Annotated in this window: 17 protein-coding genes; 10 read left to right on the top strand and 7 right to left on the bottom strand. The window is 65.0% G+C overall.

Translation table 11 applies throughout. The features are described from left to right. Positions 1 to 59: 59 nt before the first annotated feature. The gene (locus A7D17_RS08435; RefSeq protein WP_029219243.1) at positions 60 to 1,157 is read right to left on the bottom strand and encodes an OmpA family protein; all 1,098 of its coding nucleotides are present in this window, start codon (positions 1,155 to 1,157) and stop codon (positions 60 to 62) included. A gap of 414 nt (positions 1,158 to 1,571) precedes the next feature. Here A7D17_RS08435 and A7D17_RS08430 point away from each other — a divergent pair, with 414 nt between their 5' ends. From A7D17_RS08430 to A7D17_RS08415, 5 genes are all read left to right on the top strand, one after another. After that, a complete protein-coding gene (locus tag A7D17_RS08430; protein ID WP_064508666.1) occupies positions 1,572 to 2,594 on the top strand; it encodes a zinc-binding alcohol dehydrogenase family protein in 1,023 nt (340 codons plus the stop codon). A 294-nt stretch (positions 2,595 to 2,888) separates the two neighbouring features. Beyond that, positions 2,889 to 4,928, top strand: coding sequence for an NADPH-dependent 2,4-dienoyl-CoA reductase (locus A7D17_RS08425; protein ID WP_064508665.1), 2,040 nt, complete (start codon positions 2,889 to 2,891; stop codon positions 4,926 to 4,928). A 427-nt stretch (positions 4,929 to 5,355) separates the two neighbouring features. After that, a complete protein-coding gene (locus A7D17_RS08420; protein ID WP_064508664.1) occupies positions 5,356 to 6,669 on the top strand; it encodes an MFS transporter in 1,314 nt (437 codons plus the stop codon). Between the two features lie 521 nt (positions 6,670 to 7,190). Then, on the top strand, positions 7,191 to 7,538 hold the full coding sequence (locus A7D17_RS24000) for a hypothetical protein (protein WP_153041916.1): 348 nt from the start codon (positions 7,191 to 7,193) through the stop codon (positions 7,536 to 7,538). 180 nt (positions 7,539 to 7,718) lie between these two features. Beyond that, complete coding sequence (locus A7D17_RS08415; protein WP_064508663.1) at positions 7,719 to 8,180, top strand: cell wall hydrolase; 462 nt, start codon at positions 7,719 to 7,721, stop codon at positions 8,178 to 8,180. A gap of 43 nt (positions 8,181 to 8,223) precedes the next feature. Here the strand turns inward: A7D17_RS08415 and A7D17_RS08410 are convergent, their stop codons facing one another. Continuing rightward, positions 8,224 to 10,017 (bottom strand): chloride channel protein, encoded by a 1,794-nt coding sequence (locus tag A7D17_RS08410; protein ID WP_064508727.1) that lies wholly within the window; start codon positions 10,015 to 10,017, stop codon positions 8,224 to 8,226. Positions 10,018 to 10,440: 423 nt separating this feature from the next. Here A7D17_RS08410 and A7D17_RS08405 point away from each other — a divergent pair, with 423 nt between their 5' ends. Beyond that, positions 10,441 to 11,055, top strand: coding sequence for a glutathione binding-like protein (locus tag A7D17_RS08405; RefSeq protein WP_064508662.1), 615 nt, complete (start codon positions 10,441 to 10,443; stop codon positions 11,053 to 11,055). Positions 11,056 to 11,373: 318 nt separating this feature from the next. Here A7D17_RS08405 and A7D17_RS08400 read toward each other — a convergent pair whose 3' ends face one another. Continuing rightward, positions 11,374 to 12,360: a malate dehydrogenase gene (locus tag A7D17_RS08400; protein ID WP_064508661.1), complete on the bottom strand. Its 987-nt coding sequence runs from the start codon at positions 12,358 to 12,360 to the stop codon at positions 11,374 to 11,376. A 121-nt stretch (positions 12,361 to 12,481) separates the two neighbouring features. After that, positions 12,482 to 12,976 (bottom strand): peptidylprolyl isomerase, encoded by a 495-nt coding sequence (locus tag A7D17_RS08395; protein WP_010368631.1) that lies wholly within the window; start codon positions 12,974 to 12,976, stop codon positions 12,482 to 12,484. 243 nt (positions 12,977 to 13,219) lie between these two features. Here A7D17_RS08395 and typA point away from each other — a divergent pair, with 243 nt between their 5' ends. The 3 genes from typA to A7D17_RS08380 all read left to right on the top strand — a co-directional run bounded on the left by typA (position 13,220) and on the right by A7D17_RS08380 (position 17,257). Next, complete coding sequence (gene typA, locus A7D17_RS08390; RefSeq protein ID WP_064508660.1) at positions 13,220 to 15,049, top strand: translational GTPase TypA; 1,830 nt, start codon at positions 13,220 to 13,222, stop codon at positions 15,047 to 15,049. 18 nt (positions 15,050 to 15,067) lie between these two features. After that, complete coding sequence (locus tag A7D17_RS08385; RefSeq protein ID WP_064508659.1) at positions 15,068 to 15,535, top strand: DUF2127 domain-containing protein; 468 nt, start codon at positions 15,068 to 15,070, stop codon at positions 15,533 to 15,535. Between the two features lie 108 nt (positions 15,536 to 15,643). Then, entirely contained in the window at positions 15,644 to 17,257 is a 1,614-nt protein-coding gene (locus tag A7D17_RS08380; RefSeq protein WP_064508726.1) for an amidase, read from the top strand. Positions 17,258 to 17,445: 188 nt separating this feature from the next. Here A7D17_RS08380 and A7D17_RS08375 read toward each other — a convergent pair whose 3' ends face one another. Together A7D17_RS08375 and A7D17_RS08370 are read right to left on the bottom strand one after the other, a co-directional pair. Then, positions 17,446 to 18,573 (bottom strand): mechanosensitive ion channel family protein, encoded by a 1,128-nt coding sequence (locus A7D17_RS08375; RefSeq protein ID WP_064508658.1) that lies wholly within the window; start codon positions 18,571 to 18,573, stop codon positions 17,446 to 17,448. 86 nt (positions 18,574 to 18,659) lie between these two features. Then, positions 18,660 to 20,057 (bottom strand): class II 3-deoxy-7-phosphoheptulonate synthase, encoded by a 1,398-nt coding sequence (locus A7D17_RS08370; RefSeq protein ID WP_064508657.1) that lies wholly within the window; start codon positions 20,055 to 20,057, stop codon positions 18,660 to 18,662. A 229-nt stretch (positions 20,058 to 20,286) separates the two neighbouring features. Between A7D17_RS08370 and A7D17_RS08365 the strand changes: the two genes are divergently transcribed. Continuing rightward, positions 20,287 to 22,410, top strand: a complete 2,124-nt coding sequence (locus tag A7D17_RS08365; RefSeq protein ID WP_064508656.1) for a TonB-dependent receptor — start codon at positions 20,287 to 20,289, stop codon at positions 22,408 to 22,410. 640 nt (positions 22,411 to 23,050) lie between these two features. Here A7D17_RS08365 and A7D17_RS08360 read toward each other — a convergent pair. Further along, positions 23,051 to 23,569, bottom strand: coding sequence for a disulfide bond formation protein B (locus tag A7D17_RS08360; RefSeq protein WP_064508655.1), 519 nt, complete (start codon positions 23,567 to 23,569; stop codon positions 23,051 to 23,053). Positions 23,570 to 23,601: the final 32 nt, after the last annotated feature.

Raw genomic sequence — 23,601 nt, 5'->3', positions numbered from 1 at the left:
ACACATAGACAAAACCCGGCGCGAGGCCGGGTTTTGTATGAAGCAAGCTAGCGGTCCAATTAGTTCTGGACGTTCAGCTCGGTACGACGGTTCTTCGCACGGCCTTCCGGATTGTCGGAACCATCCGGGTTGGCGTTCGGAGCAATCGGACGGCTCTCGCCGTAGCCGATCGGGCCGACCAGACGCGACGCATCGACGCCGTTCTTGGTCAGGTAGTCGTACACGGTGGTCGCACGACGCTCGGACAGCTTCTGGTTGTACGCGTCGGTACCCTTCGAGTCGGTGTGACCGGCAACCTCGACCTTCAGGTCGGGGTAACGCTTCAGGATCTCGGTCGCTTCGCTCAGGATCGACACGGCATCCGGACGCAGGGTCGACTTGTTGAAGTCGAAGTTCACGCCCTTCAGGTCGATCGACACAGGCACCGGGCAGCCGTCCGGACCGATGGTCTGGCCAGGCTGGGAGTTCGGGCACTTGTCGTCGCAGTTGTTGACGCCGTCACCGTCGTCATCCAGATCGGCGCAGCTCGGAGCAACCGGAGCCGGAGCCGGCGGCGGAGCGGTCGACGGAGCCGGTCCCAGCGGGATCACGACGCCGACCGAAGCCAGCACGTCGCCGAACCAGTCTTCCTGCGGAGCAGCAACGCTCTGGTCGTTGAAGTCGGCGCGGTAGGCCAGTTCAGCACGCACGGCGACGCGCTTGTCGAAGGTGGTCTGCAGACCCACACCAGCCTTGGCGGCAAAGTTGCCGTCCTTCTGCTGGCCCGGCGACACCGGGTTCGGGGTGGCGTCGAACTCTTCTTCCGAACGCTGGTAACCCAGGCCGAACAGCAAGTACGGGTTCCAGCCGCGGCCTTCCTGGATGAAGTGGCGACGCAGGTCGAACGAGATACCGTACTGGCTCCAGTTCTGGTCCTGGTTGGCGTCGAAGTTCGGGTTCTGATAGTTCAGTTCACCGTCGATCGACCAGTTCGGGCTGACGAACTTGCCCAGGCCCAGGGTGACGAACGGAGCATCATTGGTCAGGCGATCGCTGTCCTGGAAGTTGAAGCCAGCGCTACCGGTCAGGTACCAACGGTCATCGAACTCCTGCGCGGAAGCAGCCTGGGCAACTGCCAGACCGCCGAGCAACGCGGCAGTGAGAATTTTCTTGTTCATTTATACAGCTCCTTCTTTGGGAGATAAAACCGATAGAGGCGTTGTTCTTGGTAAAGATGCTCGTCACATCCAGAGCCATCGGGGCGCAGATTAAGCCGGCCTCAGTGAAGATCGCGTTAACGGTCATATAACATGTGAAAGCAATCGCCAGGGCTGCAAACCCCAGCCAATACTACGTATACAGTTTCATGAAGAAAAGGACCGGGCACCCACTTTTGCGGTCCACCCGATATGAACAGGAGCCGAATTAAGCCCAGTGAAGACGATGACACCCGCACCTGTTTTTGACCTTGCTGAGCGCTGTCAAAACCACATTGGTGAACGTCAGGCCCCGTCCGAGCTGAATTGTGGGGTCGATGGTTGCAGCCAACTTGCTTCACAACGCACCCTGAACTCCCCACCAGGAGCGTCCCGATGAAAGCTGTCGCCTTCACACGTTATCTTCCGATCGACGACCCGGCATCGTTACTTGACATGGAGCTTCCGGCTCCCGCGGCGCCGTCCGGATATGACTTATTGGTACGAGTGGAAGCAATCTCGGTGAATCCGGTCGACACCAAGGTACGCGCACCCAAGCCGCAGACCCTGGAAGCACCCAAGATCCTGGGCTACGACGCTGCCGGCGTGATCGAGGCAGTGGGTCCGGACGTCACCGCGTTTGCGGTAGGCGATGAGGTCTATTACGCCGGCGACATCAGCCGTCCGGGCAGCAACGCGCAGTACCAACTGGTGGACGCGCGCATCGCCGGCTGCAAGCCAACCTCGCTGAGCTTTGCGCAGGCCGCTGCACTGCCATTGACCACACTCACCGCATGGGAGCTGCTGTTCCAGCGCATGCCGTTCGCCTTTGATGGCGCACGCAACCGCGGCCGGCATCTGCTGATCATCGGCGGCGCCGGCGGGGTTGGCTCGATCGCGATCCAGCTGGCGCGGCATGCGGGGTTCACGGTGATCGCCACCGCATCGCGACCGGAAAGCATCGAGTGGGTGCGTCAGATGGGCGCCCAGCATGTGATCGATCATCATCAACCGCTGCATCCGCAGCTGCAGGCGCTGGGCCTGCACAACGTGGATGCGGCACTGAACCTGTACGACACCGATCGCTACTGGCAACCGTTGGGCGAGATCCTTGCGCCGCAAGGGCATGTCGGCCTGATCGTCGAGCCGCGCGGCCCGTTGGCGATCGGCGACCCGTACAAGTCCAAGTGCATCGGCATCCATTGGGAGCTGATGTTCGCCCGCTCGCGGTACGCCACCGACGACATCGTGGAACAGCATCGCATCCTCAACCGTGCGGCGAGCCTGATCGACGCAGGTGAACTGCGCACGACACACACCGAAACGTTGTCGCCGATCAATGCCGGCACCTTGCGTGAAGCGCACCGTCGGCTGGAAAGCGGCAGTACCATCGGCAAGCTGACGTTGGCCGGCTGGTAGCCACCACAAGCGCCACGTGATTGCCTGTCCGGTTTCGATGCCGCCGCGCGTCTCGAGCGAAACAGGCAGGAAGACACCGGGACGTGCCCGTCGCACGCCACGCGCGTCGGGGACATGCGCATCCGGACGCAGAGACAGGCGCTGCGCGGCGCACACCCTGACGGGACAGGAGGCTACCCGCCCGGCCTTCCAGCAGCTGCACCGCGGCCGACAACCCGGACCGGACACCCGGGACTTGCCGCCACGCCCGTTTGCCTGCATCGTGCGCACTCCGTACGCCAGCGTATCCATATCATGTCGCCCGCCACCGGCCCTTCGCCCTCGCCCTTCCCGCACCTGTTCACGCCGCTCGATCTGGGCTTCACCCAACTGCGCAACCGCGTCCTGATGGGATCGATGCACACCGGGCTGGAAGACCGCGCACGCGACTTTCCCAAGCTGGCGGCGTATTTCGCCGAGCGCGCGGCCGGCGGGGTTGGCCTGATCGTCACCGGCGGGTTCTCCCCGAACGTGGTGGGCTGGCTCAAGCCCTTCGGCGGCAAGCTGTCGTGGCCCTGGGAAGTGCGCCCGCACCGCCAGGTCACCCGCGCCGTGCACGAGCACGGCGCCAAGATCTGCCTGCAGCTGCTGCATGCCGGGCGCTACGCCTATCACCCGCTGTCGGTGGCGCCGTCCAGGTTGCAGGCGCCGATCAATCCGTTCACCCCGCGCGCCCTGTCTGCAGCGGCGGTGGACCGCCAGATCGCCGCCTATGCGCGGTCGGCACGGCTGGCGCGCGAGGCCGGCTACGACGGCGTGGAGGTGATGGGTTCGGAAGGCTATCTGATCAACGAATTCACTGCGGCACGCACCAACAAACGCAGCGATGCCTGGGGCGGCGATGCGGCCAAGCGGATGCGCTTTGCGGTGGAGATCGTGCGTCGCATCCGCGAGGCCTGCGGGCCGGACTTCATCATCATCTACCGGCTGTCGCTGGTGGATCTGGTCGAAGACGGCAACCAGTGGCAAGACATCCTGGCCCAGGCCCAGGCGATCGAGGCAGCTGGCGCCACCCTCATCAATTCCGGCATCGGCTGGCATGAGGCGCGCATCCCGACCATTGCCACCTCGGTACCGCGCGCCGCATTCGCCAGCGTGACTGCCAAACTCAAACCGCACCTGCGCATTCCGGTGGTGGCGAGCAACCGCATCAACATGCCGGAGGTGGCCGAGCGCATCCTCGCCGACGGCGCGGCGGACATGGTGTCGCTGGCGCGACCGTTGCTGGCCGACCCGCAGTGGACCAACAAGGCCGCTGCCGGGCAATCGCACACCATCAATACATGCATCGCCTGCAACCAGGCCTGCCTGGATCATGTGTTCGAGAACAAGCTGGCCACCTGCCTGGTCAATCCGCGCGCAGCCCATGAAACCGAACTGGTCTACACGCCCACCGCCACGCCCAGGCGCATTGCCGTGGTCGGTGCAGGCCCGGCCGGCCTTGCCTGCGCCACGGTCGCGGCCGAGCGCGGCCACCGGGTGACCCTGTTCGATGCAAACAGTGCGATCGGCGGGCAGTTCAACATCGCCAGGCGCATTCCCGGCAAGGAAGAATTCAACGAAACGCTGCGCTACTTCAGCCACCGCATCGAGGCGACCGGCGTGCAGTTGCGCCTGGATACCCATGTGCAGGCAGCCGACCTCACCGAGTTCGACGAGGTGGTGCTGGCCACCGGCATCGAGCCGCGCAAGGTCGACTTCCCGGGTGCCGACCATCCGATGGTGGTGAGCTATCTGGACGTAGTGCTGGGCCGCCACGTGCCCGCCGGCAAGGTCGCCATCATCGGTGCCGGTGGCATTGGCTTTGATGTCGGCGAATTCCTGGTGCACGAAGGCGAGGCCGTGTCGCTGGACCCGGCGCGCTGGATGGCCGAATGGGGCGTGGACCCGACCTTCGAGACCCGCGGCGCGCTGGCCAAACCGCAGCCCGAGCGCCCTGCCCGCCAGGTCTGGTTGCTGCAACGTAGCCCGGGGCGACCGGGTGCACGGCTGGGCAAGACCACCGGCTGGATCCACCGCGCCACACTCAAGGCCAAGGGCGTGAAGATGCTTGGCGGCGTGGAGTATCTGGGCGTGGACGATGCCGGACTGCGTATCCGCGTGGAGGGCACCGAGCAATTGCTCGATGTCGACACGGTGGTGATCTGCGCCGGCCAGGAACCGCGCCGCGAGCTGCTGGCCGCCTTGCAGGCGCTCGGCAAGCAGCCGCACCTGATCGGCGGCGCCGACGTGGCGGCCGAGCTGGATGCCAAGCGCGCGATCAACCAGGCCAGCCGACTCGCTGCAACCTTGTGATAGCTGCGCCGGTACGCCGGTGCTGTTGCAGCGCGTTGCGCAAGGCGACAGCAAGCGGCTGCCGGCGGACCAGACTCACTTCGCCGGCACGCCCTGCTTCGCACCCCTGCGAAGCGCACTGAAGCCTGTAGCGACAGCGCCGCTCTGATGCAGTGGCAGCAAGTTCGTGACATAGGGCTGCGTCCCAGGCCGCATGCCGGTCACTTACGCTTGACCAGGTCATGAGCCGCCGGTGCGGCCAGACTGGCAGGGGCGACGGCGGCAGATGGCCAGATGGATAGCGCCGGCGCTCGCATTGCCTTCCGCCGCAGACCCACGATCCCAGTTGCATGATTGCCAGGTACTCACCTCAGCCGTCGCCAGGCCGCGATCGCCGCATTCTGCGGCGTTCTTTTTGGTGTCGTAGAGCCCGGCTATAACCGGCTGCATGCACACCCCGACGGCACCGCCTCAGCTCCCCACCCTGCCGCTGTCGGCGATGCTGGCGTACACGGCTGCGCACTTCGGCAAGAGCCTGCTTTGGTATACCGGCGAGCTGTTGCTGATCTTTGCCCTGACCGAATACGTACAGCTGAGCGCCACCGCTGCCGGCATGACGGTTGCAGCGGGATTGGTGGTCAGTGCGGTGATGGGCTTGCTCGCTGCCGGTCGCTGGCAGGGGAGCAGCAGCCTGGCCTGGGCCGGTCGTGCGCAATGGCGCGGCATTGCGATCGCTGCCGTGGCGATGGCGCTGCTGTTCCTGGCTCCCCTGTTGCCCGCTGCAACACGCTTGGCCTGCGTGTTGCTTTTCAGCCTGCCGTTCCGCGCGGCGTACGCCGTGGGCGATGTTGCGCAGAACACGTTGCTCGGCCTTGGCCGCTGGCCATGGCGTGGTGCAAAGGGCATCAGCGCACTGCGGTTGGTCGGCAGCGGCCTGGCCGCATTGTCGGTCAGTGCGACGATCGGGCTGCTCGTGCATTCCAGGCCGTCTGCAGGCGCACCCGTCGCAATGACGGTGGTGGTCGCCGTCAGCACCCTGGCCATGCTGACGGCAGGCTGGCTGCGCCACACGCTGCAACCGCATGCGCCCTACGTTGCTGGACCGCAAGCACACGCACCGAATGCAGGCCTGCACCGCGCCTGCTGGCTGCCGTTGATGGTGATCGCAGCATTGTCGCTGGCCTTGCCCACCTTCACCAAACTGGCGCCGTATCTGGCGCAAACGCTGCTCCCCTCACCCCGCTGGGGCAGCGCGATTCTGATCAGCTACGCCGTCGGCACCGTGGCCATACAGCCGTTGGCGGCACGGCTGCAGACCCGCGCCTTGCAGCGGCTGGGATGCAGCGGGTTCGCGTTGGTCGTATTCGGGCTGTTGTTTGCAATGCAGACCATGCGCGGCGTGTGGCCAGACGCCGCGCTGGCATTCGGCATGGGGATGGCAGCCGGTAGCGCCGGCCAGTGGGTGTGGGCGCGACATGCCGAACTGTCGATACGCCACGCCCCCGCGCAACAGGCACGTGGCTTCGCCCTGCTGACGGCTGCCGCCCAGATCGCGCTTGCGCTTGGCAGCGTGTTGATTGGCCTGCTGCTGCACTTGAACAAGGATCACGGCGCGGATCATGCACAGCTGGCATGGTCGATGGCGATCGGCCCGATGCTTTGCGGTGCGGCATGCATGCTGTTGGCCTGTATCAACTCATCCTGCATGACGTCCGGACAGAAGCCACCGGCTGAAAGAGCGGCAATGCCGCACCGAGTCTGAAAGCATTCGCGCTAGGCGTGCATCCCTCTGTCGTACCGGTCTGACGCAGGCGTGTAGCGGTGGTAGCAACAGGATAAGACCTGCAGGGAGTCAAGCGAGTAACAGACGAACATGTCCTGCGTAGATGCCAAAAATTTGCAGCAGCGCACTGCGTTGCTTCGGCGTATCCAGTGCTGGATCGGAGATAACGGCAAAGACGCAAGTTAGGCCATAGGTGATACCAGGCGAGGTTTGCCAACCACATTCATGCTGGCTGCAAGAGCTGGAATCGGTAGCTGCCGAACTGCATGCATCACGGATGCGTCATGCTCAAGCATCACCCATCAGATGCGCGTCCGACGCTCCGCAACGTATTGCGGCAATTTCGAATCGCGTCATCGATCAAGCACAATATGGCCGAGCCGCGCCCCATGCATCTCAGTTGATGGCAGCGACCTGACTCAAGGTGCGCGCCGCACTGATACAACGCGAGGGGCTTTCACTGCGCGCCTGCTCACTCATCGCCAGTCACGCGATACGTAATGGATGCGCAACTGACTCTGTGCCTCGCGATCTATGTGTCTCGTGATGCATCTGCGTGTTGCCATGAGCTGCAAAGTGCCACAGCCGTCGACAGCTTCCCGGTCGATGCAGTCGGCTTCTATCGATCAACAGATGACGCGTGCAGTCGGCGTGAATCCGTCACGCATTTCGGCAATGCGCATCGTCATTCCAAATGTATCGACGCCGATGCAGCGACGCTTACTGCACTGTCGCTGCACCGATGCGACGCGCATGCGCTGCTGCAGTGCAGTCCGTCAAACCGTGCAAAGCAGGCACAGCAGACGTTGTACCGCGTCAACCCCGCCCATTCAGCCACGATTCTGTGATCGACGCCTACCTTGCGCCAACTTTTTGACCCACCCACTTGGTGGGCGCCTTCGGCAGATCTCTTTCGCCGGAGACCGGGCGGCCCGTGACAGGTCGCCTCCCCATGACGCCAAGCCTTTCGCACTGGTGCATCCACCTTGGATGCCCTGCGGACCGGCCCATACGGAGCAAGGAGTTGTATGAAGATGATTTGGATTTTCTGGCTGGCGCAATTGATGCCGCAGCCAGCTGCAGATTCGCTGTGCTTGAGTACCACCGTGTACCTGGAGGCGCGCGACCAGACCTTGCGCGGCCAGCAGGCTGTCGCTGAAGTTGCACTGCGCCGGCTGGACAGCGGCCTGTGGGGCGATTCGATGTGCGAGGTGGTCACCGCGCGCAAGCAGTTCGCACCGACCATCGTGGCCCCGGGCACGCAGCTGAAGAACGATGACGCCTGGAACAAGGCGCTGGGTGTTGCACTGGCTGCAGAACGTAATTGGGCATTGCCTGCCGGTCAGCGCAAGGAAATCGTGCCGGGTGCCAGCCACTTTGCCGCCAGCGCAATTGCAAGCCCAAGCTGGCGCAATGCCTACCAGGTGGCCACCATCGGCGACCACACCTTCTATCGCGTGCAGAAGCTGCGTCCGCGCACAGCGTCCTAAGCGACACCCCGCACCATGCTGCGGCGTGTCGATACCGCCGCCATCACGCCTCTGGAATTGCTTGCGCTGTCTTGGCCTGGAGTGAACGGCGCACCCTGGTTCGTACGATGTCCCGAGCTGCCTGCAGCCGGCCGCCATGTGCCGCGAGCAGATCGCTACGCGTGATGATGCCGACGATACGCAAGGTCTGCGGCCCGTCCACGACCACCAACCTGCCGACACCCGCATCGCTCATGTGATCGGCCGCCTCGCGGAGCGAGTGCTGCTCGCCGATGACCACCGCAGCGCGCTGCAGCAGCGCAGCGAGCTGCATGTCATCGGCCTTGCGTTGGTCGAGCAGATCGCGGCGCGTCAGCACGCCCCATAGCGCGCCCTCTGCGCCGGTGACCGGAAAGCCCTGGTGGCTGACCTCGGCACCACCCCCGCGCAACCACTGGCGTACTTCGCCCAATGTCTGGGTTGCCTCCAGGCTCACCACGTCGCGGCTGCACACCGTGCCGACTGCGATCTGATCCAGATGATCTGCACTGTAGTCGGATGGAACGCGAACGCCGCGACGCACGATCTTCTCGGTCATGATGGTGTGGCGCATCATTAGGCCGGAGACCAGATACGCCGCCGCGCAGCCGCCCAGCAGTGGCAGCAGCCCATGCGTTTGCTGGGTCGCTTCGAAGGCAAACAGGACCGAGGCCAGAAATGCCCGCGAAGCACCGGCGAACATGGCCGCCATGCAGACCAGCGCCGCCATCCGTGGGTCGACACCAAACCACGGTGCATAGGTCGCCACGGCCACCCCGAGCACGCCACCCAGCGCACCACCGATGGTGAACAACGGCGCCAACGTGCCGCCGGAGGTTCCACTGCCCAGCGCCACCGACCACGACACCAGTTTGGCCACGCACAGGATCAACATCGTGCCCAGTCCCACGCCACCACCCAGTACCAGAATGATGTTGTCGTACCCCACGCCCAGGGTACGCGGCACCCAGTAGCCGACGACGCCCACTACCACGCCACCGATCGCCGGCCACCACATCCAGTGCAGCGGAATCCGCTCGAATGCGTCTTCGATGCCATAGGTCAGACGTGTCACGCCGACGCTGATGGCACCGACCACGGCTCCCATCGCCACATAAGCGAACAACGCACTCAACACCGCTGGCGGCAGCATCGGCATGGGAAATACCGGGCCGGTGCCTTCGAACACACCGTGCATCGCGGCCCCGACCATCGCCGCCAGCGCCACCGGAATCAGCGAGCGCGCGCGACGTTCGAACAACAGCAGTTCGACCGCCAACACCACCGCCGCGATCGGCGTTGCAAAGATCGCAGCCATGCCGGCGGCAGCACCGGCAGCGAGCAAGGTTTTGCGCTCGTCGGCAGTGACATGCAGTCGCTGCCCCAACAGTGATCCAAGTGCGCCGCCCGTGGCAATGATGGGTCCTTCCGCACCGAATGGCCCGCCGGTCCCGATCGCCACGGCCGACGATGCGGGTTTGAGCCAGGTCATGATGGGCGGAATGCGGCTGTCGTTACGCAACACCTGCTCCATCGCCTCGGGAATGCCGTGCCCCCGGATCGCACGCGAACCGTAGCGCGCCATCACGCCGACGATCACGCCACCGACGACCGGCACCGCAATCGCCCAGGCTCCCCACGCGTGCCCTGCCGGGCTGACCATCTCGACGCCCAGGCGACCGAAATATGCCAGGTTGGTGACCAACCCGATCAGCGCTGTCAGCAGCTGCGCAACGCCCGCCACGACGAACGCCAACAGCAGGCTGAGACCGGCGATCCAGGGCACGCGGCGATCGAGCGGCCGAAACTGAGCCGGCATCTGTGCCTGCGCCAATGCTGGATCCAATGATGGGGCGAGCGGAATCGCCACGCGTGGAGGCGTGGTGGAGTTGGAATCGATCAAGGGGGAAACGCCAGAAGTGCGACGCGGCAAAGGCTACGCCGATCGTCCCGCAGTAGCTGGCTGAAACTTAAACCTGCAGGTACGCGTGTGTCGAAACGAATCCGCATGGCGCGGTCCACGCCCACCTACCGTACGACCACATCGGTGCTACCGAAACACCGGCGGCAGAGTTCGCGCAGGACCGAACCGCCTCGTCGGTGCCTCGTCCGTCGCAGCGGGCGCATCGATGCACCACGCCATGCGCACCCGTCATTGCGCAGCGCGCTACGCGTGCAGGCGTGCCACAGCTCGCAGGACAACCCGGCTAAGCTTGCGGTCCTGTTCCTTACTGGATTGACCATGAAGCTCTACACCAAGCCCGGCGCCTGCTCGCTCGCTGACCACATCGTCCTGCGCTGGTCCGGGCTGCCGTTCGATCTGGTGGTGGTCGATGCCGCCACCATGAAGTCGCCCGACTATCTGCAGCTCAATCCGGCAGGTGCGGTGCCGTTGCTGCTGATCGACGATTGGGCGCTGACGCAGAACGCCGCCATCCTGAATTACATCGCCGATGTTGCGCCACTGAGCGGCCTGGGCGGTGATGGCAGCGCGCGCAGTCGTGCCGAGATCAATCGCTGGATCGCATTTTCCAACGCCGACGTCCACCCGACCTTCAAGCCGATCTTCGGCAGCACCGCCTACCTGCAGGATCAGGCATTGATCACGCGCAGCCAGGACGATGCGCGCAGCAAGTTGCGCACGCTCTACACGCGTGCCGATGCGCATCTGCAGGGCCGCCAGTGGCTGGCCGGCGACAGCCATACCGGCGCCGATGCGTATCTGTTCGTGACCTTGCGCTGGGCCCGCAAGGCCGGCGTGGACGTGAGTGGGCTGACGGCACTGGATGCCTTCTTCCAGCGCATGCAGGCCGATGCCGACGTGCAGGCAGCGCTGAAGGCCGAAGGCCTGGAATAAGCGCGGCGAACTGAACGACGGCGCAGCCCTCAGGCGGGTGCCGCCGGTTCCCGGTGCGGCATCCACCACGCGTACTCGCCGGACTGGACGCGCCGTCCACATCCAGCTATCGATGGCTCGCTACGTCCCGCGATAACGCGGCCAGGGCACGTACCTTGGTCGCCGAATCACCCAGCGCACCTGCGGCGCGTTGTCGCTACAGCCGTGCACCCCACGCAGCACCGCCGCGATGCCCACCCGCTGGCGTCATCGCTGGCGGGCAGGCACAAAAAAACGCCGGGCAATGCCCGGCGTTTTGACTTGCAGCAATTGTGGTGCTCAGCCCAGCAGATGCGACACGCCGCTGCGCTCTTCTTCCAGCTCGGCCAGAGTCTTGTCGATGTACTTCTGGCTGAAGTCGTCGATCGGCAGATCCTTGACCAGGGTGTACTGGCCGTTCTCGGTGGTCACCGGGAAGCCGAAAATCACGCCTTCCGGAATGCCGTAGGAGCCGTCGGACGGCACGCCCATGGTCACCCACTTGCCGTTGCTGCCCAGCACCCAGTCACGCACGTGATCGATGGCGGCATTGGCGGCCGACGCAGCCGAGGACAGCCCGCGCGCTTCGATGATCGCCGCGCCACGCTTGCCCACGGTCGGGATGAAGGTGTTGGCGTTCCATTCCTGGTCGTTGATCGCATCGCCGATGGACGCGCCATCGGAGGTGGCGAAACGGTAGTCCGGGTACATGGTCGGGCTGTGGTTGCCCCATACCACCAGCTTCTCGATGCCGCCGACCGGCTTGCCGAGCTTGAGCGACAGCTGGCTCAGGGCGCGGTTGTGGTCCAGGCGCAGCATGGCGGTGAAGTTCTTCGGGTTCAGATCCGGCGCCGACTTCATCGCGATGTAGGCGTTGGTGTTGGCGGGGTTACCAACCACCAGCACCTTGACGTCGCGCTTGGCCACCTTGTTCAACGCCGCGCCCTGCGCGGTGAAGATCTTGGCGTTTTCCAGCAACAGGTCCTTGCGCTCCATGCCCGGGCCGCGCGGACGCGCGCCGACCAGCAGGGCCACGTCGATGTCCTTGAACGCCACTTCGGCGTCGTCGGTACCGACCATGCCGGCCAGCAGCGGGAACGCGCAGTCTTCCAGCTCCATCATCACGCCCTTGAGCGCGGCCTGGGCCTTCTCGTTGGACAGTTCCAGCAATTGCAGGATCACCGGCTGATCCTTGCCCAGCATTTCGCCCGAGGCGATGCGGAACAGCAGGGCGTAGCCGATCTGGCCGGCAGCGCCGGTCACAGCAACACGAACAGGTGCTTTCATGGGGTGTTTCCTCTGCTAAAAAGCGTTGGTGGGGGTGGCGCGCTGGCGGGGCCGCAAGGCCTGGCGGCGCGCGTTGACAAGCAAACGGCCGCACAAGGCGGCCGTTCGACGGGAACTGCGATCAGGCGGCGAGGATCTTGTTCCACTCCGCAACGCGGTCGGCCTTGGCGGCCAGCACGGCGTCGGTATCGCCTTCAATGGTGAGCGTATTGATGGTGTCGCCCTGGGCAACGCTGTCCACCACGTCCAGGCCCTGGGTGACCTTGCCGAACACGGTGTGCTTGCCGTCCAGCCATGGGGTGGCGGTATGGGTGATGAAGAATTGGCTGCCATTGGTGTTCGGGCCAGCATTGGCCATGGACAGCACGCCACGCTCGTGACCGACGCCGTTATTGGCCTCGTCTTCGAAACGGTAGCCCGGGCCGCCGCGGCCGGACCCTTCCGGGCAGCCGCCCTGGATCATGAAGTCGGCGATGACGCGGTGGAAGCTCAGGCCGTTGTAGAAGCCGCGCTTGGCCAGGTTGACGAAGTTGGCAACCGTCAGCGGAGCCTTCTCCGGGTACAGCTCGACAACGATCGGGCCGCGGGAGGTGTCGAAGGTGGCGATCAGGGACATGGAAATCCTTGCAGGTTCTGGAGTGATCAACAGCCCATTAGGATACACCCGGGCGCGTGACCGGCCGCGCGGTTACGACCATGGTCCAACGGCCCTGCCCGCCCCGGCCGCCCGGCCCGTCACGCTGGCTGAATGGGCGATCTGAATCGACTTGCGCCAATCCGCAACGGCAACGCAACGAAACCGCTATAATGTCGGGCTTACCTCATCTCAAGACTGGCGCCAGACAGGGGCCCTTTCCGCATGTCCATTGAAAAACTCCGCAATATCGCCATCGTCGCGCACGTCGACCATGGCAAGACCACCCTCGTCGACTGCCTGCTGAAGCAGTCCGGCACCCTGTCCGAACGCACCGTCTTGGCTGAGCGCGTGATGGACAGCAACGACCAGGAAAAGGAACGTGGCATCACGATCCTGGCCAAGAACACCGCCATCACCTGGCAGGGCAACCGCATCAACATCGTCGACACCCCGGGACACGCCGACTTCGGTGGCGAAGTCGAGCGCGTGCTGTCGATGGTGGACTCGGTGCTGATCCTGGTCGATGCGATGGACGGCCCGATGCCGCAGACCCGCTTCGTGACCCAGAAGGCCTTCGCGATGGGCTTCAAGCCGATCGTGGTGGTCAACAAGATCGACCGTCCCGGCGCACGCCCGGACTGGGTGATCGACCAGGTGTTCGACCTGTTCGACAAGCTCGGCGCAACCGACGAGCAGCTGGACTTCCCGATCGTCTACACCTCGGCATTGAACGGCTACGCCAGCCTGGATTCGAGCGTGCGCGACGGCGACATGACCCCGCTGTACGAAGCGATCATGCAGCACGTCTCGGCCCCGGACGTCGATCCGGACGGCCCGTTCCAGATGCGCATCAGCCAGCTGGACTACAACAACTTCGTCGGCGTGATCGGCATCGGCCGCATCCAGCGCGGCGTGCTGAAGAAGAACATGCCGGTCAGCGTGATCGACCGCGAAGGCAAGAAGCGTCAGGGCAAGGTGCTGCAGGTGCTGGGCTTCCTGGGCCTGGAGCGTATCGAGCAGGACACCGCCGAAGCCGGCGACATCGTCGCCATCTCCGGCGTGGCCGAGCTGACCATTTCCGACACCGTGTGTGCGCTTGAGCACCCGGAAGCGCTGCCGGCGCTGACCGTGGACGAGCCCACCATCTCGATGACCTTCCAGGTCAACAACTCGCCGTTCGCCGGTAACAAGGACCTGTCCGGCGGCAAGTTCCTGACCAGCCGCCAGCTGCGCGACCGTCTGGACCGCGAGAAGGTGCACAACGTGGCACTGAAGGTCGAGGAAGGCTCCGACGCCGACAAGTTCCTGGTCTCCGGCCGTGGCGAACTGCACCTGTCGGTGCTGATCGAAAACATGCGTCGTGAAGGCTACGAGCTGGCCGTGTCGCGCCCGGAAGTGATCATCAAGGAAATCGACGGCAAGCAGATGGAGCCGATCGAACAGCTGGTGGTGGACATCGAAGAACAGCACCAGGGCGGCGTGATGGAAAAGCTGGGCACCCGCAAGGGCCAGCTGAAGAACATGGAGCCGGACGGCAAGGGCCGCGTGCGCCTGGATTACATGATCCCGGCGCGTGGCCTGATCGGCTTCCAGAACGAGTTCCGCACCCTGACCCAGGGTTCGGGCCTGCTGTTCCACGTGTTCGACCATTACGGCCCGAAGGAACAGGGCGCCATCGCCAAGCGCCAGAACGGCGTGATGATTGCCAACGCACCGGGCGCAACCCCGGCCTATGCGCTGGGGCCGTTGGAAGAGCGTGGCCGCCTGTTCGCCGCCGAAGGCGACAACGTCTACGAAGGCCAGCTGATCGGTATCCACTCCAAGGACAACGATCTGACCGTCAACGCGATCAAGACCAAGCCGCTGACCAACATGCGCGCGTCGGGCAAGGATGACGCGATCAAGCTGACCCCGGCGATCAAGTACACGCTGGAACAGGCGCTGGACTTCATCGAGGACGACGAGCTGGTGGAAGTCACCCCGAAGGAAATCCGCCTGCGCAAGAAGTTCCTGACCGAAAGCGACCGCAAGCGCGCTGGCCGTTCCGGCTAAGCCCTGGCGTTCACGCTCGTGCAGCGCAAGCCCTACAGCCCGGATCCGCGTGCGCATCCGGGCCTTCATGCGATCGCCTTGCTAGAGGCGGTCAAGGGCGGGCTTGCCCTGCTGGCGGCGACGGGCCTGGAAATTCTGGGCCCGCTCCCGCTGCAACATGCGGTCAGCACGCTGATCCGCCGTTTCAATCTGGATCCGGACCACGGCGCACTGCCGTCGTTGCTCAAGACCATCAGCCCCGATGCGGTGCATCTGGCGGCCGCCGCCATGCTGGCCTACGGCCTGCTGCATGTGGTGGAAGCCTGGGGCCTGTGGCGCGCCAAGGCCTGGGCCTCGCTGCTCGGCTGCCTGTCGGCCGCCATCTATCTGCCATTCGATATCTACGCCATCGTCCGCCATCCTGGCTGGACCGCCTGGGCCGTGCTGGCGATCAACCTGATCGTGGTCGGCGTGCTGGCACGCGATCTGGTCCGGCGTCGCCGCTGACCCTCCCTGCCCCGTCCACGCGGACGCGGCCATCCGTTGTCACCCCGATCCTGCGCCGTTAGCCTGCGGAGACTTCCCGGGGAACCCGCGCCGATGCGATCCATCACCTTGTCCTTTGCGTTGCTGCTGGCGCTGTGCGGCTGTGCACATGCCGACGCCCCAACGCGCCATGCCCCCCCCACGGCGGCCGGCACCGAGCCACTGGAGCTGGTCGAGGCCGATGTGGCCGACCTGCAGGCGCGCATGCAGTCCGGTAGCACCACCAGCCTCGCACTGACCCGCGCCTACCTGCAGCGCATCGCCAGCATCGACCGCGCCGGCCCGCAACTCAATGCGGTGATCGAACGCAATCCGCAGGCCGACGCCGAGGCGCGCCGGCTCGACGACGAACGCCGCGCAGGCAGCGTGCGCGGACCGTTGCACGGCATCCCGGTACTGCTCAAGGACAACATCGACGCCGTGCCGATGGTCAACAGCGCCGGCTCGCTGGCACTGGCCGCGTTCCTCCCCGCCCGCGATGCCTTTCTGGTGCAGCGCCTGCGCGCGGCCGGCGCGGTGATCCTGGGCAAGACCAACCTGAGCGAGTGGGCGAATTTCCGATCCACCCAGTCCAGCTCCGGCTGGAGCGCCCGCGGCGGGCTGACCCGCAACCCCTACGCGCTCGACCGCAACCCGTGCGGCTCCAGCGCCGGCACCGGTGCGGCAATCGCCGCCAGCCTGGCCACGGTGGGCATCGGCACCGAAACCGACGGCAGCATCACCTGTCCGGCATCGGTCAACGGCCTGGTCGGGCTCAAGCCGACGGTGGGCCTGGTCAGCCGCGACGGCATCATCCCGATTTCGGCCAGCCAGGACACCGCCGGCCCGATGACCCGCAGCGTGGCCGATGCGGCCGCGGTGTTGCAGGCGATTGCCGCGCCCGATCCGCAGGATCCGGCCACGCGCAGTGCGCCGTCGTCCCCTCCAGACTATCTCGCCCACCTCAAGCCCGATGGCCTGCGCGGCGCGCGCCTGGGCCTGCTGCGCAATCCACTGCGCGAGGATCCCGTGATCGCCGCCGCAGTGGATCGCGCCGTGCAGACCTTGCGCGCGACAGGCGCCACCGTGATCGAAACCCGCCTGGCCACCGATGGGCAGTGGGATACCGCCGAGCAAACCGTTCTGTTGGTCGAGTTCAAGGCCGGCGTGAATGCCTACCTGCGCAGCCACGCCGCGCCGGTCAAGGACCTGGACGCGCTGATCGCCTTCAATCGCGCCAATGCGCAGCGCGAAATGCCTGACTTCGGCCAGGAGTTGTTCGAGCAGGCGCAGGCTGCGCCGGGCCTGGAGGACCCGGGCTATCTGAGCGCGCGTGCCAGCGCCAGACGGCTCGCCGGCGAGCAAGGCATCGACGCAGCCCTGAAAGCTGACCGCCTGGACGCGCTGATCGTGCCAACCACCGGTGCGGCCTGGGTCACCACGCTCGGCAAGGGCGACACCTTTCCCGGTGCCGGCTACGGTGCCGCAGCAGTGGCCGGATATCCAAGCCTGAGCGTGCCGATGGGGCAGACCCAGGGCTTGCCGCTCGGACTGCTGTTCATGGGCACCGCCTGGAGCGAGCCGCGCCTGATCGAACTGGCTTACGCCTACGAGCAACGCAGCCACGCGCGGTTCGCGCCCGGCTACGCGCCGAGCGCACCGCCGGCGCCATCGTCCGCATCGCCGGCCAAGACAGCCGACTGATCGCACCGCCAAGCCGCACAGAGCCGGTGCAGGCGTCGACATCAGGAGATCGCATCACCCGGATGTCGCGCTGCTTGCCGGCATGCGGCGCAGCAGCGCGACGGAGTCGATGCGCCACATCGCAAACCAGTTGATCGCCAGCGCACACCACGGCCTCCGAGCCAAGCCAAGCAGGCAGGCAGGCAACGCTAAATCGATGCTGCAGGCTCGCCGTCTTCGGCACCCGGCGAACGCACGCTCTCCGGCGAGATCGGTTCTGCAGCGCGCGACACCGGCTTTTCCTGCGCCGCAATTTCGGCGCGGATCCTGGGCAGCGCATACGCGTGCTCGCGGGTCAGAAAGTCGATCATGCGCTCGCGCACCAGGCAGCGCAGATCGAAGGCATCGCCGGAGTTGCGCGCACTCACCAACAGGCGCACCTGGATGGTGTTGTCGCTGGTATCGGTGATCTGGGTGACGCAGACGCGCCCATCCCACAGCGGCTCGCTCTGGCAGATGCGCTCCAGTTCCGCGCGCACTGCGGCGATCGGCGTGCGGTAATCCAGCCACAGGAACGCGGTACCGAGCAGATCCGCGCTGGCGCGCGTCCAGTTCTGGAACGGGTTTTCGATGAACCAGGTGAGCGGCACCACCATGCGTCGCTCATCCCAGATCCGCACCACCACATACGAGCTGCCGATCTCCTCGATGCGGCCCCATTCGCCTTCCACGATCACCACGTCATCCAGCCGAATCGGCTGGGTCAGCGCAATCTGCAGGCCGGCGATCAGATTGCCGAACACCGGCTTGGCCGCGATGCCCGCCACCAGACCGATGATGCCGGCCGAGGCCAGCAGCGTCTTGCCGATCTGGCGCACCTGCTCGAAGCCGAGCAGCACCACCGAGATGCCAAGCAACATTACTGCGCCCATCACCACGCGGCTCAGCACCCGGGTCTGGGTCTGGATGCGGCGCGCGGTGAGATTATCCGACACCTCGATCGGGTTACTGCGCAGGATCGCTGCTTCACCGGCCGCCACCGCGCGTACCAGCAACCAGGTCACGCAGCCGACGATGCCGACATGCAACAGGTGCTGCACTGCCGCCAGCGCCTTGCCGGTCAGCGGCGTGGCCTCGGTGGCAACGCCCAGGAACAGCAGCGGCAGGATGAAGGCCGCTGGCAAGGTGATCACGCGAATGATGCGCGCGCGGCGGTAGTCGCGTCCCTGCATGCGGCGAAACAGCCACAGCATCAGCGACCAGGTGACGACGCCGGCCAGCAGCGCGGCGCCCAGGGGAATTGCGTATTCGCGAATGACGTTCCAATCGGCAGTCAAACCGTTCCTCCTGTGGGGGGGAAAGAGGGATGGCTGCAGCAGCATGCCGCACGCGGCATGAGCATCACGTCATGCGCGCAGTCCGGTCAGCTTCCCAGCGGCTGCGATGCGGCCTGTTGCTGCTTGCGCACGATCGCCATCGCAATCTCCAGCGACTGCTCGTAATTCAGTCGCGGGTCCACGCTGGAGCGGTAGGCGCGTTCCAGATCGCGCTCGGTCAGTTCGCGTGCGCCGCCGGTGCATTCGGTGACATCTTCGCCGGTGAGCTCCAGATGCACACCGCCCAGCCGCGTACCGGCAGCCGCATGCAGGTCGAACGAGGTCTCCACTTCACCGCGGATGTTGTCGAAACGCCGGGTTTTGTAGCCATTTCCGGTGCTTTCGGTATTGCCGTGCATCGCATCGCACACCCATAGCACCCGGCGTCCATCGCGCTTGACCGCCTCCAGCAGCGGCGGCAACTTCTCGGCAATCTGCGCCGCGCCCATGCGATGGATGAAGCTCAGGCGCCCGGGTTCGTCTTCGGGATTGAGTACGTCGATCAACCGCAATAGCTGGTCCGGCTGTACCGACGGCCCGACCTTGATGGCGATCGGGTTGCGCACCCCGCGCAGGTATTCCACATGCGCGCCATCCAGCGCTGCGGTGCGCATGCCGATCCAAGGGTAATGCGTGCTGAGGTTGAACCAGCCCCATTGGCGCGGCACCTGGCGGGTCAGGCACTCCTCATAAGGCAGCAGCAACGCCTCGTGCGAGGTGTAGAAATCGATGCGATTGAGGTTGTACACCTCGGCGCCGGACAGGGTCTCCATGAAGCGCACCGCATCGCCGATCGAGGACACCATCTTCTGGTAGTCGGCCGCCAGCGGCGAATAGCCCACCCAGTCCAGATTCCAGTATTCAGGGTGATGCAGGTCGGCGAAGCCGCCATCGATCAGCGCACGCACGAAGTTCATCGTCATCGCCGACCGCGAGTGCGCGGTGATCATGCGACGCGGATCGGGCACGCGCGCGGCTTCGGTGAAAGCCGGCGCATTGATCACATCGCCGCGATAGCTGGGCAAGGTCACCCCGTCGCGCGTTTCGGTATCGGCCGAGCGCGGCTTGGCGTACTGCCCGGCAAAGCGCCCTACCCGCACCACCGGCAGCCGCAGGCCGTGCACCAGCACCAGGCTCATCTGCAGCAGCACTTTCAGCCGATTGGAAATGGTGCCCGATTCGCAATCGCTGAAATTCTCTGCGCAATCGCCCCCCTGCAGCAGGAAGCGTTTGCCCTCCTGCGCTTCGGCCAACTGGCGCTTGAGTGCAAAGATTTCCCACGAGGTCACCAGCGGCGGCAACTGACCCAACTCGTCCATGGCCGCCTGCAACGCAGACTGATCCGGGTACACCGGCAGCTGCAGCGCGGGTTTGTCACGCCAGCTGCCGGGCGCCCACGACGAGGCAGCGTGATCGGAAGCGGGGGTTGCGGCGGAAAGATTCATGACGAGGGCTCCTGGCAGCCTGCGATGGTGGCAGAGCCGGCGCGCAACGCAAAGCGTTCAGCGCTGTTTGCAAGGCACGCAATGGCCGGCGGCCCCCGCGTCCGCTAGCGAACGCGACTGAACGGCGAACAACGCCCGGGAACATCCATGACTTCCGGCCTAGGCCAGCGCCCACTGGCAGGCGGAGTGTTATGCAATAACACCCTTCCCCGCACGTTATGCGACTGCCATGACCCCTCGCCTCCTCTCTGCCACGATCGTTTCCATCCTGCTGTCCTCTTCCGCCGGCGCGGCACTGGCCGCCGATGACGCACCTCAACGAACCACCGATCTGGACACCGTCACCGTCACCGCCAAGCTCGAAGCCGCGCGCAACGCCCTGTCACCGGATATCGGCAGCAGCCAGTTCGTCATCACCGCCGACGACATCGACCGCCTGCCGCTCGGCGCGTCCACCCCACTCAACCAGGTGCTGCTGCAAGCGCCGGGCGTGGTGCAGGATTCGTATGGCGGCATCCATGTGCGCGGCGACCATGCCAACCTGCAGTACCGCATCAACGGCGTGATGCTGCCCGAGTCCATCTCCGGCTTTGGCCAGAGCCTGGAACCACGCATCATCAAGAACCTCAAACTGCTCGATGGCGCCTTGCCCGCGCAGTTCGGCGACCGCACCGCCGCGGTTGTGGACATCACCACCAAGAATGGCGCCGAGCTGGGCAATGGAGGCAGCGTCGGGATCACCGGCGGTTCCTACGACACGGTCAATCCGAATGCGTCGCTGTGGGGCAGCAGTGGGCGCTGGAGCTGGTTTGTCACCGGCGATTACGAACAGAACACGCACGGGCTGGAGAACCCGGTCGACAGCCGGTCGCCGGAGCACGACAAGACCCATCAAGGAAAGGGATTTGCCGATCTGAGCTACCTGATCGACGAGAACACCCGTCTCAGCCTGCTGGTTGGCTATGCCAACAACCGCTTCCAGATTCCCAATAATCCTGGCCAGACACCGGCCTTCGATTACCTGGGTACCACCGACTTCGACTCCTCCCGCCTGGACGAAAACCAGCGCGAAACCACACGTTTCGGCACGCTGGCACTGCAAGGCACCCTAGGCGACACCAGCTACCAGCTATCGGCCGGCCAGCGCTACAGCAGCGTGGCGTTCTCGCCGGATGTCGCCGGCGATCTGATCTTCAACGGCATTGCCTCACAGGTGAACCGCAGCAACCGCGCCAACACCGTGCAGGCTGATTTCTCCACGCCCTGGGGCGGCTCGCACACCTTGCGTTATGGCCTGTACGGCAATTTCGAACACGCCATCGCCAGCAACAATTCCTTCGTATTTCCCGCCGATGCGGACGGGACGCAGAGCAGCAACGTGCCGCTGTTCATTCCGGACGGCAGCCGTTTCCATGCCAGCACCTATGCGCTGTATCTGCAGGACGAGTGGAAGATTGGCGACGACTGGACGGTCAACTACGGCGTACGTGGCGACCGTTACAAGGCCTTCGGGGCAAGCGACGGTCAGCTCAGCCCGCGTCTGGGCGTGGTCTGGCGTGCCAGCGACAGCACTACAGTGCATGCCGGCTATGCGCGTTACTTCACCCCGCCGGCCAGCGAACTGATTTCCACCAGCGACATCGCCTTGTACGACGGCACCACCAATCAGCAGTCCACCGGCGGCGGCCCCACCACGCCACTGAGCGAACGCAGCGACTATTACGACCTGGGAATCTCGCAAGCGGTGGGCGATCACCTGACGCTGGGCCTGGACACCTACTACCGCCACGTGGATCGCCTGCAGGACGAGGGCCAGTTCGGCGCGGCCTATGTCTATTCCACCTTCAACTATCGCCAAGGCCGCATCCGCGGCGCCGAATTCAGCGCCGACTACACCAACGGTCCAGTCACTGCCTACTTCAACCTCGCCTACAGCAAGGCCATGGGCAAGCAGGTCATGACCAGCCTGTACAACTTCGACCCGGATGCCCTGGCGTACGCACAGAACAACTGGATCCATCTGGACCACGACCAGAAGCTGACGTCCTCTGGCGGCATCAACTACGCCATCAGCGACAACAGCCGGATCGGGGCGAACTACCTCTACGGCAGCGGGTTGCGCACCGATACAGACACCGTGCCCAATGGCGGCGAGCTGCCCTCGTACTTCCAGCTCAACCTTAGCGCCGGGCACGACTTCGCACTCAGCTCCCACCCGCTGCACACCCAACTGGCTGTCCTCAACGTGCTGGATCGCAGCTACCAGCTACGCGATGGCGGCGGCATCGGCGTCTTCGCGCCGCAATGGGCGCCGCGCCGTGGGGTCTACCTGAGCCTGCAGCAGGACTTCTGATCGCCCCGGCAGGCGCGGATGGATCGGGTTGCACTGATCCATCCGCCTTCCGAATCCGCTGCACAGCGTCGAGCACTCCAGCCAAGCTTGTAGCCATTAGTTCGAGAGCGACCGGCAGCGCGTAGCGAGCACTCGTCGAATGGGGATGGGCAGCATGCCGGACCTAGAGCGTTACGAATGTCCATGCAGGTTCCGGGCACCGGGGTGCGGCCGTCTGCCGGCTGTGCAGTGGTTTTGTCAGCTGCGCCTGGCCTGCAGAACTGTTGACCACAAGCCTGGCAAGCGGCGGATGGATCACGCTGCACTGGACCCACCTGCCCAACGCATCCATTGCGTAGCGTTGAGCAATCGCGCCGGATACAACGCGTCATCCTGCCAGGCTTCGCGTAGCAAACGGGCAACTCGGCTGTCCTCAACGCCTCAGCGGAGCGAGGCTATGGAGCCTGCTTGCCGGCAATGCGAGCAGCGCGGGCGAACCGCATCTCGGCACGATGTACCACCATGCGCACACCCGGAGCGCTTCCAATCCGCTCACGCCTCGCAGGCGATACGTGATGGGCCGGGGCGAGTCGCAGGGCCACAGCCGTATCAATCGTCCCTCTCAAACGGAACGCACCCCAACCGGCGCCGCCGGCATCCCTCAGTGATGTACCGAGCTGCGCCTCGCCTTGAAGCCGGCGTACAGCGCCCACAACGCAAGCGCCACGAACCACACCATGCTCCACATCGGCATGCTCAGCCCCAGGAAGCGCCAGTCGATGTTGCCGCAGTCACCGGTGCCGGTCAGCACGGTGCGGAACACCTCGAACGGCCCCATCGTCTCGCTCAGAAAACTCAGCGGCGGGCCACACGACGACATCATGTCCTTGGGCCGGATCTGCACCCAGACATGCCGTGCGGCGATGCCCATGCCCACGCCGGCGGCGATGAAACTCAATACGCCATAGACCTTGCGCCCGCCTGCGCCACGCGGCCCGTGCAGGGCACCCAGCAGGAACAACACGGCCAGCGCCGCAAACGCGATCCGCTGGAAAATGCACAACGGGCAAGGCTCCAGCCCCAGGTGCAGCTGTACGTAGATCGCATAGGCCAACAGTCCCGCACAGGCCAGAAAGCCCAGTAGAAACTGCGCCCGAAACCCCCAACGCATTGGATTCATCGTTACTGCTTGCCTAGGATCGAAGCCCGATT

The sequence above is a fragment of the Xanthomonas floridensis genome (assembly GCF_001642575.1).
Classification (GTDB): Bacteria; Pseudomonadota; Gammaproteobacteria; order Xanthomonadales; family Xanthomonadaceae; genus Xanthomonas; species Xanthomonas floridensis.
The sequence above is the reverse complement of the archived record's forward strand: the minus strand, read 5'-3'. Positions and strand labels throughout refer to the sequence as shown.

Excerpts from the sequence above, each read along its gene's own strand:
- A7D17_RS08435 (WP_029219243.1), bottom strand. The coding sequence starts at position 1,157 with ATGAACAAGAAAATTCTCACTGCCGCGTTGCTCGGCGGTCTGGCAGTT.
- A7D17_RS08430 (WP_064508666.1), top strand. The coding sequence starts at position 1,572 with ATGAAAGCTGTCGCCTTCACACGTTATCTTCCGATCGACGACCCGGCA.
- A7D17_RS08425 (WP_064508665.1), top strand. The coding sequence starts at position 2,889 with ATGTCGCCCGCCACCGGCCCTTCGCCCTCGCCCTTCCCGCACCTGTTC.
- A7D17_RS08420 (WP_064508664.1), top strand. The coding sequence starts at position 5,356 with ATGCACACCCCGACGGCACCGCCTCAGCTCCCCACCCTGCCGCTGTCG.
- A7D17_RS24000 (WP_153041916.1), top strand. The coding sequence starts at position 7,191 with ATGGATGCGCAACTGACTCTGTGCCTCGCGATCTATGTGTCTCGTGAT.
- A7D17_RS08415 (WP_064508663.1), top strand. The coding sequence starts at position 7,719 with ATGAAGATGATTTGGATTTTCTGGCTGGCGCAATTGATGCCGCAGCCA.
- A7D17_RS08410 (WP_064508727.1), bottom strand. The coding sequence starts at position 10,017 with ATGCCGGCTCAGTTTCGGCCGCTCGATCGCCGCGTGCCCTGGATCGCC.
- A7D17_RS08405 (WP_064508662.1), top strand. The coding sequence starts at position 10,441 with ATGAAGCTCTACACCAAGCCCGGCGCCTGCTCGCTCGCTGACCACATC.
- A7D17_RS08400 (WP_064508661.1), bottom strand. The coding sequence starts at position 12,360 with ATGAAAGCACCTGTTCGTGTTGCTGTGACCGGCGCTGCCGGCCAGATC.
- A7D17_RS08395 (WP_010368631.1), bottom strand. The coding sequence starts at position 12,976 with ATGTCCCTGATCGCCACCTTCGACACCTCCCGCGGCCCGATCGTTGTC.
- typA (WP_064508660.1), top strand. The coding sequence starts at position 13,220 with ATGTCCATTGAAAAACTCCGCAATATCGCCATCGTCGCGCACGTCGAC.
- A7D17_RS08370 (WP_064508657.1), bottom strand. The coding sequence starts at position 20,057 with ATGAATCTTTCCGCCGCAACCCCCGCTTCCGATCACGCTGCCTCGTCG.
- A7D17_RS08365 (WP_064508656.1), top strand. The coding sequence starts at position 20,287 with ATGACCCCTCGCCTCCTCTCTGCCACGATCGTTTCCATCCTGCTGTCC.
- A7D17_RS08360 (WP_064508655.1), bottom strand. The coding sequence starts at position 23,569 with ATGAATCCAATGCGTTGGGGGTTTCGGGCGCAGTTTCTACTGGGCTTT.